11 protein-coding genes are annotated in these 13,262 nt (G+C 72.7%); 4 read left to right on the top strand and 7 right to left on the bottom strand.

Annotated features, from left to right (window positions below; translation table 11 throughout):
* Positions 1-9 precede the first annotated feature (9 nt).
* Both dhaL and AFR_RS08590 read left to right on the top strand, forming a co-directional pair.
* Entirely contained in the window at positions 10-1,710 is a 1,701-nt protein-coding gene (gene dhaL, locus AFR_RS08595) for a dihydroxyacetone kinase subunit DhaL (protein ID WP_041841920.1), read from the top strand.
* On the top strand, positions 1,707-2,129 hold the full coding sequence (locus AFR_RS08590; RefSeq protein ID WP_023359520.1) for a protein-tyrosine phosphatase family protein: 423 nt from the start codon (positions 1,707-1,709) through the stop codon (positions 2,127-2,129). Before dhaL ends, AFR_RS08590 begins: the two co-directional genes overlap by 4 nt.
* Here AFR_RS08590 and AFR_RS46695 read toward each other — a convergent pair.
* The gene (locus tag AFR_RS46695) at positions 2,124-4,193 is read right to left on the bottom strand and encodes a methyl-accepting chemotaxis protein (protein ID WP_023359519.1); all 2,070 of its coding nucleotides are present in this window, start codon (positions 4,191-4,193) and stop codon (positions 2,124-2,126) included. The two genes, AFR_RS08590 and AFR_RS46695, sit on opposite strands and share 6 nt — an antisense overlap.
* Before the next feature lie 244 nt (positions 4,194-4,437).
* Here AFR_RS46695 and AFR_RS46690 point away from each other — a divergent pair, with 244 nt between their 5' ends.
* Positions 4,438-5,328, top strand: coding sequence for a hypothetical protein (locus AFR_RS46690; RefSeq protein ID WP_023359518.1), 891 nt, complete (start codon positions 4,438-4,440; stop codon positions 5,326-5,328).
* 84 nt (positions 5,329-5,412) lie between these two features.
* The gene (locus AFR_RS08575) at positions 5,413-5,856 is read left to right on the top strand and encodes an SRPBCC family protein (protein ID WP_041841918.1); all 444 of its coding nucleotides are present in this window, start codon (positions 5,413-5,415) and stop codon (positions 5,854-5,856) included.
* 9 nt (positions 5,857-5,865) lie between these two features.
* Here the strand turns inward: AFR_RS08575 and AFR_RS08570 are convergent, their stop codons facing one another.
* The 6 genes from AFR_RS08570 to AFR_RS08545 form a co-directional block, all read right to left on the bottom strand.
* Positions 5,866-6,678: a class I SAM-dependent methyltransferase gene (locus AFR_RS08570; RefSeq protein ID WP_023359516.1), complete on the bottom strand. Its 813-nt coding sequence runs from the start codon at positions 6,676-6,678 to the stop codon at positions 5,866-5,868.
* 10 nt (positions 6,679-6,688) lie between these two features.
* Positions 6,689-9,292 carry an ATP-binding protein gene (locus AFR_RS08565; RefSeq protein WP_052359345.1) on the bottom strand — a complete coding sequence of 868 codons (2,604 nt, stop codon included), beginning with the start codon at positions 9,290-9,292 and terminating at the stop codon, positions 6,689-6,691.
* Between the two features lie 176 nt (positions 9,293-9,468).
* On the bottom strand, positions 9,469-9,633 hold the full coding sequence (locus tag AFR_RS47690; protein WP_238547249.1) for a hypothetical protein: 165 nt from the start codon (positions 9,631-9,633) through the stop codon (positions 9,469-9,471).
* 310 nt (positions 9,634-9,943) lie between these two features.
* Entirely contained in the window at positions 9,944-10,840 is an 897-nt protein-coding gene (locus AFR_RS08555; protein ID WP_041840706.1) for a phosphotransferase enzyme family protein, read from the bottom strand.
* Position 10,841: 1 nt separating this feature from the next.
* Positions 10,842-11,663 (bottom strand): TrmH family RNA methyltransferase, encoded by an 822-nt coding sequence (locus AFR_RS08550; protein WP_023359512.1) that lies wholly within the window; start codon positions 11,661-11,663, stop codon positions 10,842-10,844.
* Positions 11,664-11,691: 28 nt separating this feature from the next.
* Positions 11,692-13,236, bottom strand: a complete 1,545-nt coding sequence (locus tag AFR_RS08545) for an aldehyde dehydrogenase family protein (RefSeq protein ID WP_041841916.1) — start codon at positions 13,234-13,236, stop codon at positions 11,692-11,694.
* Positions 13,237-13,262: the final 26 nt, after the last annotated feature.

Genomic DNA, 13,262 nt, shown 5'->3' with positions numbered 1-13,262 from the left:
ATGATCCGCGTGAAGAAGCTCATCAATGCCGCTGATGATGTTGTCGCCGAGGCCCTGGACGGACTCACTCTCACCTCCGCGGGCATCGCCCGCCTGGCCGGTTCGACCACCGCACTGCGGGCGGACCTCGACGCCGTCCGCGAGGCCGGGCACGTCACCCTGCTCTCCGGTGGCGGCGCGGGACACGAACCCGCCCACGCCGGTTATGTCGGCGCGGGCCTGCTGAGCGGCGCGGTCGCGGGTGAGGTGTTCACCTCGCCGTCCGTCGACGCCGTGCTGGAAGCGATCCGGGCCGTCGCCTCCCCCGCCGGTGTGCTCCTGATCGTGAAGAACTACACCGGTGACCGGCTCAACTTCGGGCTGGCCGCGGAGCTGGCGCGGGCCGAGGGCATCGAGGTGGCCACCGTGGTGGTCGCGGACGACGTCGCGCTGGCCGCCGACGCGGGTGCCGGCCGGCGCGGCCTCGCCGGCACCGTGCTCGTGCACAAGGTCGCCGGCGCGGCGGCCGCGGCGGGACTGCCGCTGGCCGAGGTCGTCCGGCGGGCCCAGCGGGTGGCCGACACGGTCGGGACGATGGGTCTCGCGCTCAGCGCGTGCACCGTGCCCGCCGCCGGGCAGCCCGGCTTCCTGCTCGATCAGGACGAGGCCGAGTGGGGTCTGGGCATCCACGGCGAGCCCGGTGTCGAACGTGCGGCCCTGCCGCCGGCCCGCGACGTGGCCCAGCGGCTGGTCGCGGCCATCGCCGACGACCGCGCGATCACCTCGGGTCAGCGGGTCGTGGTGCTGGTCAACGGTCTCGGAGCGACCCCGCCGATGGAGCTCTCCATCATGGCGGACGCGACAGCCCGGGAGCTGCGCAAACGCGGCATCACCGTGGAGCGGCTGTGGGCGGGCAGCTTTCTCACCGCCCTCGACATGGCGGGTGTCTCGCTGAGCCTGCTGCCGGTCGACGACGAGCTGCTCGCCGGCCTGGACGCGCCCACCACGGCCCCGGCCTGGCCGCAGACGGTCACCGCCCCGGAAGGCGCCATCGTCCCGGCCCCCGCCCCTGCCGCGAGCGGCACCGGCACCCTCACCGCCGATGATCCGGTACGCCGGGCGCTGGAGGCGGTCGCCGAGACACTCATCTCGCACCGTGACGAGCTCACCGAGCTGGACCGTGAGGTCGGCGACGGCGACCTGGGGATCAGCCTGGCCAGGGGCGCCGCGGCGGTCCTCGCGGAGTCCCCGGACTATCCCGGCGAGGACGGCCCGGCCGCAGTGCTGCGGGCGGTGTCGGCCAGTGTCCGGCGCAGCGTGGGCGGCACGTCCGGCCCGCTGTACGCGATCCTGCTGCTGCGGGCCGCCTCCGCACTGGAGGCGGCCGGCCCGGACGATCCGGGCCGGGGCTGGGCGGCGGCACTGCGGGCGGGCGCCGACGGCATCCGCGAGGTCGGCGGCGCGGAGGTCGGTGACCGCACGATGATCGACGCCCTGGTCCCGGCCGCGGAGACCCTGCAGACGCAGCTCGCGAGCGGTGCGCCGGCCTCCACAGCGCTGGCCGCGGCGATCGAGGCCGCTCGTGCCGGCGTCGAGAGCACGATGTCGATCACGGCGCGTCGCGGCCGGTCGAGCTACCTCGGCGACCGGGTCATCGGCCACCCGGACCCCGGCGCGTACGCCGTGGTGCTCTGGCTCTCGTCGATCGCCTCCACCCTCGCGCCGGCATGACCTGGCCGGCCGACGGACCGGGTGTGGTCACGCTGCCGTCCGGACGCCTGGTGCGGGGGCGAGGGCTGCGGCGGCCGCTGCCGTCCGGACCCGAACCGGAGCTGGGCGTCTACCTGCTCGGCTCCGAACCGGCCCCGACGACGTGGGAGGCAAGGTGGGTGCGCTGGCCGGACTTCCGCCTGCCGTCCGACCGTGCGCAGGCGGCCGCGGTGCTGGGCGAGGCCTGGCGTCGCGCCGCCACCGAGCGGGTCGAGGTCGCCTGCTGGGGCGGGCGCGGGCGTACGGGCACGGCGCTGGCCTGCCTGGCCGTGCTGGACGGTGTCGACCCGGCCGACGCGGTGGAGTGGGTCCGCGAGCACTACCACCGGGGTGCGGTCGAGACGCCGTGGCAGCGCCGCTTCGTCCGCCGGTTCCTATGAGACCTCGACGGAGGCGTCGGCGACCAGGTTGCTGACGTAGCGGTCGACCCGTTCGGCCGTACCGTTGTCAGCGATCATGAATTGCAGGCCCGCCTCGTCGTGCTCTTCTCCCGTGCCGAGGCTGACCACCCGGGCCTGGACCCGGATCGGGTCGCCGGCCGGGCCGAGGTCGTCGATCTCGACGGCGTCGCCGACGTTGAGCCGTGTGCCGGGTTGCAGCTGGACGCGGACACCGCCGCGGCTGAGGTTGATCAGCGTGGGCGTGAGCACTTCGTTGCCGCGGCGTACCCGGATCGAGCCGGTCACCGTGACGCGGTCGGCCTCGCGTCGTTCGAGCTGCGCGGAGAGGCCGGACATCTCCTCGACCCGGCCGATGGTCTGGCCCATCTGGTCGGCGAGCCGGCCCACCACCGTGCCCTGGTCGGCGGCGACCGCACGCAGTGACGTGGCAGCCTCGCCCACGCCGGCGATCCCGGAGACCATCTCGGCGATCGTGGCGGCCATCTGGGCGGTGTCCCGCTCCAGCTCCGCGATCGTGGCGGCGATCTGCTCGGTGGACGTCGACGTGCTGGTCGCCAGCTCCTTGACCTCGTCGGCGACCACGGTGAAGCCCAGGCCCAGCTCACCCGCGCGGGCGGCCTCGATGGTGGCGTTCAGGGCCAGCAGCCGGGTCTGACCGGCGATGCCCTTGACCAGGGTGGCCGTGTCGGCGACCCGGCGCAGGCTCTGCTCGAGCGAAGTGATCACGTTCTCCGCCCGGCGGGCGTGCGCAACGACGGCCTCGGTGGCGGCGTCGGTGGCCGAGATGCCGCTGTCGATGGTGTCGGCGGCTTCCCGGACGTCGCCGACCTGCGAGGTGACCAGGCGCAACTCCTCGGCGATCACCGAGGTCGACTCGTCGATGATCGTCTGGGCGCGGTCGCGGAGGCGCATCTCGGCCTGACGCTGGTGCTGGAAGCTGACCCGCAGCTGCTCCTCGCGGACCGCCTGCGACTTGGCGATCTCCTCCTCCTGGGCCAGGATCCGGGACCGGGTGCTGGTCAGTGCCTGACCGAGATCACCGAGCTCGTCCCGGCCGGCGGGCAGCGGCCGGGGTTCCAGGTCGCCGTCCGCGATGGCGGTCACGCCCTGCACGGCCAGCGCGACGTCGTGCCGCGTCCGCCACAGCACACCCGCCGCGAACCAGGCCGCGAGCACAAACCCGCCGATGGTGACGAGCAGGACGATCAGTCGTTCGTTGGCAAAACCGGTCACGCGGATCTCGAGGAGGTCGTCGAGCACCTCCACCAGCGGGCCGACCGCCGCGGCCAGAGCGGTGGCGAGCGGGCCGACGTCGGCCGGACCGGGCCGTTCCAGGGACCTGGTGAGCTGCGCGGCCAGCCCGGAGGCGGCGTCCGCAGCACGGCCGACGGGTTCCAGCCGGGCGGCGAGCCCGGCCAGCTTCGTGTTGGCGTCCGCCGTGTCCACGTCGTAGGTCAGGCTCGAGGCCGCCCCGGCCAGCTCACCGGCCCGCACCGCCTGCTCCGCAACCGCGCTGTTGCCGCTGGTCACCTCGGCCGCGGCAATCTTGGCCGCGGCCAGCAGCGCCTTCGGCAACTGCACGATCTGGGCGTCCATCACGTAGAAGGAGTCCAGGTCCGGGTCGAGGATGAGGTTCGAGTTGTTGCCGGCGTCGGTGATGAGCCCGGCCAGAGCGGTCGCGAGCGCAAACCGCTGGACCGGCGTGGACGGGAGACCCTGCGGCACAGCCCGCAGCGAGTCCTCCAGCCGCAGCTCCGGGTTCCGGCCGACAGCGTCACGAACCGCCGCCAGATCCGGCTCCTTCGCGGCGACGGTGCTCGCCATGGCCAGCAGGGCCGGGCGGACCACCTCGAGACCGTCCCGCTCGGCCGCGCTGAACGCGATCTTGGAGCGGGCCTGAAGGACATAACCGCAGGTGGCGACGATGCCCGGAATCATCAGCACCAGGATCAGGACACCCAGGCGCATGCTGGTACGCATCCGGTCAGCCAGCGGCAGGACCGGGCGCAGCAACGCCGGCGGCGCGGCGGAGGTGAGCGACATCGACGCCTACAGCCGGCCCGCGCCGGCCGGACCGGTCCGGGCGCCCAGAGTCATCCGCATCTCCCGATTGCATCACGCATCTGGGCTTTCATCAGGCGAAACAGCCGCAGAGCGCGGTCCCGCCGCGAGCGACCAGAACTGACCGATCGACGGAGGTTCCCTGTCCAAACCGGACTGACGGGACCGGTTGTGACCTGTTTCACTGAGGGTGCCGGTATCGGCTCGGGGAACGGGGACTCCGCAGATGACCAGCACCAGAACACGCCCGGCGACGGTCACCGTCGCCACCGCCCTCATGGCCTTCACCGCCACCGGATATCTCATCACCGCGATCGCACTCTTCGGCCAGGTCGGCCACACCCGGACCTGGGCCGGCGACAAGTTCCGGGACTTCGGCGGCGACACCGGGACAGCGCTCGTTTTTGCCGAATCCACCACCGTGATCGTCGCGGTGCTGACCATCGTCGCGGCGCTGACCCTGCTGGCCTCGGCCGCCTCGGTGCGGGCCGGGAGTCAGCCCGGCCGGATCTTCGCCTTCACCATGATGGCGATCCTGCTGCTCTGCGGCATCAGCGCCGCCACCCGCGGCGGCACGCCGGATTTCGGCAACAACGTCACGATGAGCACGTCACGGTCGAACGGAACCGTCACCAGGACGACCGTCAGCGCGCTGCCCGAGTCCTACGGCTCGGCGTACCGGATCGGCAGCGGGGTGTTCGCGGGCCTGGCGATGCTCGCCATGATCGCCGCCATCATCCTGCTCACCCGCCCCTCGGCGAACCGCTGGTTCCGGCCCGAGCCCCTGCCCGCCGGGCCGCCGGCCGGTTACCGCCCGTACGCCGCACAGCCGTCCCCGCCTCCGGGGCATTTCGGCGCACCGCCGCCACCCGCGCAGTTTGCGGGGCCGCCGCCCGCGGGGACGTTCGCCGGACCGCCGCCGCCGGGCGCTTACGGAGGACCGCCGCCGCCGGAGACGTTCGTGCCCGTGGCCGTGCCGCCGCAGCCCCCGCAGTGGCACGCCGGACCCGCCCCGGCGGCCGACTCCGAGATCGCCGTCCTCACCCGGCGGCACCAGCGCGGTGAGCTCACCGACGCCGAATACGCCGCCGGGCTCAACCGCCTGCGAGGTCGCTGACCGGGGCGGCCGGAGAAAGAGGGGCGGCGGAGATCATCGGCGATTAGGGTGGAAGCGCTCTGCCGGACCCTCGAGGGGAAGCCGATGATCACGATCTCCCGCACGTTCACCGTTGCCGCGCCGGCCGACGCCGTGCTCGCGTACCTGAAGGATTTCGGCAACACCAACGAGTGGGACCCGGCCACGCAGAAGACCGTCCGGACCGGCAACGGCCCGCTCGACGTCGGCGCGACCTGGCACAACACTTCGAAGGTCCTCGGCGTCACGACCGAGATGACCTACACGCTGCAGGCCGTCGAGAGCGATCGGCTTGTTTTTGCCGGTCGCAACGAGGGTGCCACCTCGACCGACACGATCACCGTGCGCCCGGCCGCGGGTGGCAGCGAGGTCAGCTACCACCTCGAGCTCGAAATGCACGGCCTGGCCAAGCTGGCCACCCCGGTCATGAAGTTCGAGTTCGAAAAACTGGGCACCGAGACCGCGGCCCGGCTGACCGACGTCCTGAACCGCCTGACGTCGGCCGCCTGACCGCCTGACTCACACCCGCGTGGCCAGCACCTCGACGTACGCGGACGGGATCTTCGCGGTCCCGTCCGTCGCCACGTTGTAGCGGGTGGCCAGGTCGACCAGGTCCGCGTGGAGCAGCTTGCCGTTGTCGTCGTCGAGCGCCTCGAAGGCCTTCAGTGTCGGCCCGTAGTGGACCCGGAAGTAGTCGGCGAAGTCGTCCGGGGACCCGAACCGGAAGACGAAGTCGCGGCGGGTCACCCGCAGGTCGCGGACGCGGTCGCCGAACAGCTCCCGCAGGCGCGGTTCGCTGCCCCACTCCACGGGCGCACGGACACCGGGCGGGGGCGGCACGCGGCGGCCCACCGTACGGAAAAGCTCGCCGATGAAACCGTCCGGTGCCCAGTTGGCCATCCCGATCGTCCCGCCGGAGCGGACCACACGGGTCAGCTCGGCGGCGGATTTCTCCTGGTCGGGGGCGAACATGATGCCGACGACCGAGAACGCCGCGTCGTACTCGCCGTCGCGGCAGGGCAGGGCCTCCGCGTCACCCTCCACGAAGGTGACCGGCAGGTGTTCGGCCTGCGCCCGTGCCCGGCCTCGTTCGAGCAGCTCGGGCACGTAGTCCACACCTGTCACGTCGCACAGGCACCGGGCCGCGGCGATCGCGGCGTTGCCCGTACCGGTGGCGATGTCGACGACGCGCGACCCCGCGGTGAGATCGGCGGCCTGCACGAGGCTCTCCGACATCGGGTGGATGAGCGCGGCCACCGCGCCGTAGTCGCCGCTGGCCCAGGTCTTCTGCTGACGTGCCTTGATGCCGTCCAGTCCCAGTGAGCTTGTCATGGGAAGGACGCTAGGAGCGGGGACCGGGTGTGCGCGTGGGGAGTTCTCCCCATGTTGGCGGCAGCCGGCGGGCCGCCGCGGCGGCCTGGCCCCGGGACGGCACACCGAGCTTGCCGAGCACCGCCGACACGTGGTGATCGACGGTCTTGGCGGACAGCGTGAGCCGTCCGGCGATCTCGGCGTTGCTCAGCCCTTCCACCAGCAGGGTCAGCACCTCGCGCTGCCGGGCGGTCAGGCCGTGGGGATGCGCCGCGGTCGACGGACGTGGCCCGCGCGGCACCCGGGCGCCACGATCACGCAGCTCGGCGCGCACACGCCGGGCCGCGGCGGCCGCACCGAGCCCGTCCAGGATGTGCAGGGCCTCCGCCGTCGCCTCGTTGTCACCGCAGGCCAGCACCTCGGCCCGCGCGTAGGAACAGCCCCTCCGGGCCCACTCCGCGGCGGCGGCCCGCCAGTCACCCTCGATGACCAGCCGGTACGGCAGACCGATCAGCTCCGGCACCGCCACCGGTTCACCGCCGCGCCATTGCCAGTACGCCAGCTGGCCGATGAACCACGGCTGACCGACCTCCAGCGCCAGCGCGTAGCCCCGCCGTGCCTCGGCCGCCGCCCGCCCGGGCTCACCCGCGATCCAGTAGTGCTCGGCGAGCCCGGCAGCGACCGGGCCGACGAACTGCAACTCGTTCGCGGCGTACGCCTCCTCGGCGGCCTCGTGCAGGATCTCGGCGGCACCGGGCTCGCCGAGCCGCGACCGCAGCCGCCCCAGCGAGACGTGCGCCGGGCCCCGGCACGGTCCCGGCATCCGCGGCCCGGCGATCGCCGCCTCAGCGTCGGCGCGTGCCCCGGCCCAGTCACCCCGGGCCAGCAGTGTCGTCGCCCGGTAGCCCAGCAGATGCCGCACGTAGCCGCTGAGATCACGGGCCTCGGCGAAGGTCACCGCCGGGTCGAGGATCTCCGCGGCGACGTCGAAGTCGCACCACTCGACCGCGTGACTGGCCAGGTTGACCAGGGCCCGGGTGGCGTGGTCGTCCAGCCCGGCCGCGGCGGCCAGCACGTGGGCGCGTTCCAGCTCGTGGCCACCGGCGTCGATGCCCAGCTCGAGCCGCGCCGACGCGACGTTGACCATGGCGTGCAGCTCGATGTCGAGGTCACCGAACCGGCGCGCGAGGGTGATCGCCCGCTCACCCCACTCGATGGCGGTCGCCTCGCCGGCCAGCATGTGCAGCTGGGACAGATTGCTGTAGGCCATCGCGAGCGCCGGGCCGGGCGCGACGGACTCCAGCACCCGGACCGCCTGCTCCCCGGCGACCCGCGCCTCCCTGGTGTGGCCGTTCCACCAGCTGAGGCGGGACAGCCAGCGCAGATTTTCGCCGACACCGACCGTGTCACCCCCGGCCTCCCGCAGAGCGAGGGCCTGCCGGCGCGCGTCGAGGGCCTCGGCAGTGCCCCCGGACAGGTACGCCGCGGTCGCGTACGCCTCCAGCAGCGTCGCCCGCTCGCCCACGGACGCACCGGCAACGTGCCGCAACGCCAGGGCGTAGTGCGCGGTGGCCTGCTTGTTGGCCCCCACCTCGGCCGCACGACGGGCCGCAACCGGCGCCCATCGCAGCACAGCACCGGCATCACCGGCGTGGTGTGCATGGTGCACCAGCCGGGCCGGGTCGACACCCGGCCGCTCGGCCAGCGCGGCGAGAACGTCGGCATGCAGGGCGGCCCGGCGCACCGGCGACAGCGACTCCTCGACCGCACGCCGCAACAACTCGTGCCGGAACGCGACACCCTCGGCGGAAGCGCTCAGCACACCCCCGGCCAGGCACTCCTCGACACCGGCGGCGCGCGGGCCGAGGAGCGCCGGTTCGGCCTGCGACGGCACGACCGACACGAACCCGGCCGCGTCCCTGGCCGCCGGGGTGAGCGCGGCCAGCCGGGACAGCACCAGATCACTGACGGTGGCCGGAACACCCTCGTCCGCCGCGGCCAGCACTTCGGTCACGAGCAGGGGGTTGCCGCCTGTCACGGCGTACACGGAGGAGGAAGCCCGCCCCGCACGGCGGGCGAGCTCACCGACGGCCTCGGCCGACAGCGGGGCCAGCGGGAACCGCCGCACCAGAGGCCGCGGCAGTCCGGCCAGGACGGTCCGCAACTGATGCTCGGGCCCGACCTCGTCATCACGGTAGGTGAGCACGAGCAGCACCCGGCACAGCGCGAGACGCCGCCCCAGGAACGCCACGAGGTCGAGCGTCGCCTCGTCGGCCCAGTGCAGATCCTCCATGACCACCACCGGCCGGCGCAGCTGCCGCGGCCCGTCGAGCGCATCGAGCAGCGCGTCGAAGACCGCACCCCGCTCCCCCGCCGCGATCTGCTCCCGCAACGCCCCACCGACCTGCCGCGCAATGTCGTGCAACGGCCCGAGCGCCCGCGGCGTCAGCAGCGGATCACAGGCGCCCCAGAGAACGCGGGCGGTGCCGCCGGCGGCTTCGGCAAAAGCGGTGGCAAGACTGGACTTCCCGGCCCCGGCCTCCCCGGAGATGACCGCGATCCGCCCGCCCCCGGCCGTGTCGGCCAGCAGCCTGCCCAGATCGCCCAGCGCACCCCCGCGCTCCAAAAGCTCCATCCCGACCGAGCCTAGTGACGCCAACCCCCTCCGCACTGACGACAACCGGACAGTTTCCCCAGGTCAATCAGGCAATCTGTCGCAGATCGTTGCCGTAGTCGAAGATGATGCGCATCCGCTCTCCGGCCTCCAGATCACCGTTCTCGATCTGGCTGACCCGGCCGGGGTCACGCCCATCAGATCGGCGACCTCACGCTGAGTGAGGCCAGACGCTTGCGCTCCTCGGCAAGGTGGAAACCGGAAACCCAGGCTTCCGTTCGAGCCCACTCCACAACAAGGGCTTCATCGTCACCGTCATGCAGCTCGGCACGGACGTCATCCCAATCGTGAAAGTCGGTCATCACGCCCCCTCCGTTCCTCCGCTTCGCTCACCGCGACCAAGTGCCATATGTGCTCCAGGCCGCGACCGCGTCAAGTTTTTTCGCGCCTGGGCCCGGTCGGGAAAGCACGGACCTGGCAGGGTGCGGTCGCCCGGTCATGAGCCGCCAGGCGATTGGGTGGCCGCGCCCGGTCTCGGCGTGAGCGACGGTCAGAGCCATGCAACCAGGCACGACATGCCCTGGATCTTGGTCTACTTATGCGGGATCGCGAGGCACGCCCTGGATCTTGGTCTACTTATGCCGGATCGCGAGGCACGCCCTGGATCTTGGTTTATCTGAGCCGGGTCGCGGAGGTTCGGAGGGCGACGAGGTTGTCTTCGACCCAGCCTTCGGTGAGGGATTCGGTGCCGCGGATGGCCGGTTTGGCGTAGAGGTGGAAGTGCAGGTAGTCGACGCGGAGCAGGACGTCGAGCCACGGCAGAACCGCGACGTCGGAGTCCAGGAACGGGCGGACCGTGCGGTACCCGGCCAGGAACGCGGGCCATTGCGGGGTGGCCGAGACCGGGCTCAGGTCCGTGGCGCGGATGCCGTGAGCCGCGCGGTCGAGGTCGTAGAAAACGAGGTCGTCGCCGTCGAGGTGGATGTTGTCGAGGGTGACGTCGCCGTGGCAGATGCCGCGTTCGAGGTTGGGGTCGGCGGCGCGGCGGCCGGCTTCGGTGGCCAGGCCGGCGATCAGGGCGCGGTCCGAGGCGGCGGGGATGCGGGCCAGGACGTCGTCGAGCAGTGTGAGCACGTCGAGGGCCGGTGGGCCCGGGAAACCCGTGCTGGCCTCGTGGAACGCTGCCGTCGCCGCACCGAAGCGGTGGTAGAGCTCGTCGGTGCGGGGGCGGCCCGGTTTGGCGCCGGGCGCCCATTCCCACAGCGTGAAGGCTCGCGGCCCCTCGGCTGCCTGCACCGCTCCGGCCATGCGGCCGTCCTGCAGGGCGACACCCTGGGTCAACCCCGTCCCCACGTACGCGGCCAGCGACGTCTCCCACTCGGCTGAGTTGTGGCCCGTGCGGTAGAGCTTGAACGCGTACGGGCCGGACGGGGTGTCGATGCGGTAGACGTCGTTGACCAGGGAGCGCAGCAGGACGCAGCCGGTGACCTCGAGGGCGTACTCGCGGGCCACGAGGGCGGCGAGGTACTCAGGGTCCACTATGGAGCGCAGGGCCGGGGCGGTGTCCATGTCAGGCGAGGCGGCGCTGGCGGGCGGCTTCGTAGAGGGCGACGCTGCCGGCCGCGGCCGCGTTGAGGGAGCTCGCGGCGCCGGTGATCGGGATGCGGACCGTCTGGTCGCAGCTGTCGCGCCAGGCGTTGCTGAGGCCGTGGGTCTCGTTGCCGATCACGAGCAGGGTGGGGCCGGTGAGGTCCTGTTCGGCGATCTCCACCGGGCCGCGTTCGTCGGTGCCGACGACCTGCACGGCCACGCCGTCGTCGCGCACCTCGGCGACCCAGTCGAGGACCTCGGCGTGGCTCGGCACGCGGATCACCGGCAGGGCGAAGAGGGAGCCGGTGCTGGCGCGGACCGCCTTCGGGTCGTACGGGTCGGCGGCGTGACCGGTGACGATCACGGCGGCGGCGCCGAACGCGTCCGCCGAGCGGATCAGGGTGCCGACGTTGCCCGGTGTGGTGGGCCGGTCGAAGACCACCGCGAGCAGGGACGGGCCGGTGGCGACGCGGGCGAGGTCGTCGCCGGGCATGGCCACGACGGCCAGCAGCTCGGGGGCGTCCTCGTCCTTGCCGCCGAGCTCACGCATCAGCTCGGCGGCGACGACCGCCCGTGGCGCGTCCGCGGTGTCGACGATGTCGCGGCCCCAGCGGGACAGGCCCGGGCCGTCGGTGACGAGCATCGCCCGGATCTCCCAGCCGCGTTCGACGGCCAGGGAGATCGGGCGGACGCCCTGGACCAGGAACTCACCGGCGCGCTGCCGTTTGGTCCGGTTGGTGAGCAGCGCCTGCCACTGCTGGAAGGTCGCGTTGCGGGTGCTGATCCTCAGGGTCCTGGCCACGGGACCCAGTCTGGTGCATCCGCGGCACTCACATCCCGGGCGGGTAGCTGCTGTAGTCGGGGAAGTTGCCGTAGAGCCGTTCGCCTGGCTCGCCGATCGTGACCGCGTGCACGAGCAGGTCGCCGCCGACAAAGGCGCCCTTCCACGAGGCGCCGCGGCCGCCGAAACACTCGTCGCGGTCGCCGCGGGAGCGCGGGCGGTTGATGCCGACCTTGAACGCGTGCACGTCCTGGGCCAGCTTCGCCCCGAGTTCCTCGTCGTCGACGGCGAGACTCGCGACCAGGGCGCCGTTGCTGGCGTTCATCGCGGACAGCAGCTCGTCCTGGGTGTCGACCACGATGATCGTGTCGACCGGTCCGAACGGCTCGGCGTGCATCAGCCGCGACCGTCCGGGTGGGGCGAGGAGCGCGGTCGGTGCCACGTACGCGCTGGTGTCCTGACCCTCCAGGAACCGGCCCGCCGAGCCGGACCCGCGGTGCAACGGGATCGCTCCGCCGCGGACCGCCTCGTCGACCTTGCGGCGCAGCTCGCCGGCCTTGGCCGCGCTGATCAGCGGCCCGAGGTCGAGCTCCGGCAACGGGTCCCCAGCTGTTTCGACGGCGAGCGGATGCCCGAAGCGGACCGCCTTGACCACCGGCAGGTAGACGTCGAGGAACGCGTCGACCAGGTCCCGCTGGACCACAAAACGCGGGTACGCGGTGCAGCGCTGCTTGCCGTACTCGAAGCCTTTGCGCAGGTGGCCCGCGAGCAGGTCCCATTGCGAGAAGTCCCAGATGCCCCAGGCATTGAGGCCTTCCTGCTCGATGAAGTGCCGCTTGTCGGAGTCGAGCAGCGCGGCGGCGACCTTGCCGCCGTTGGAGCGCCCGCCGACAAACGCGACCGCGCCGATCTCGGGTGCGCGGACGAGCACCTCGGACAGTTCCTCACCGCTGCCGGAGAGCAGCGTGACGGGCAGACCGGCCCGGGCCATCAGGGCGTGCGCGAGGGTGAGGCAGACCGCGCCACCCTGCGACGGCGTCTTCGCGATGACGGCGTTGCCGGCCAGCAGCTGCACCAGCTCGGCGTGCACGAGGACGCTCATCGGGTAGTTCCAGGAGGCGATGTTGCTGACCGGTCCCGGCAGCGGCTCCCGCCCGGCGGTCTGACGGTCGATCTGCTCGGCGTACCAGCGGACACCGTCGAGGGCGCGGTCGACGTCGGCGCAGGCGAGCCGCCAGGGCTTGCCGATCTCCCACACCAGCGTCAGGGCGAGCAGATCGCGGTGCAGCGTCAGGGCTTCGACGGCCGCGGCGACCCGGGCCTTGCGGTCGGCCAGCGGGGTGCCGGCCCAGAGGAGGTGCGCGGCCGTCGCGGCCCGGACGGCTTCGGCGGCGGTGGACGCGTCGACCTTGGCCAGGCTGGTGAGCAGCGTGCCGTCGACCGGCGTCCGCAGGGGTGCGGGTGTGCCGCCGTCGTGCCAGCGTCCGGCGTACAGATTGCGCAGCCGGTCGGCCGCTACGGCCTCGGGCGCGGCGGCCGCGACCCGGGCGAGGACATCGTTCCAGGCGGTTCCAGGGGCGAGGGTCAGGCTCATGCCCCACTGTGCGAAGCCGCGGCTCA

The sequence above is a fragment of the Amorphoplanes friuliensis DSM 7358 genome (genome assembly GCF_000494755.1).
Lineage (GTDB): Bacteria > Actinomycetota > Actinomycetes > Mycobacteriales > Micromonosporaceae > Actinoplanes > Actinoplanes friuliensis.
Note: the sequence above shows the minus strand (reverse complement) of the source record. Positions and strands in the feature narration are given on the sequence as shown.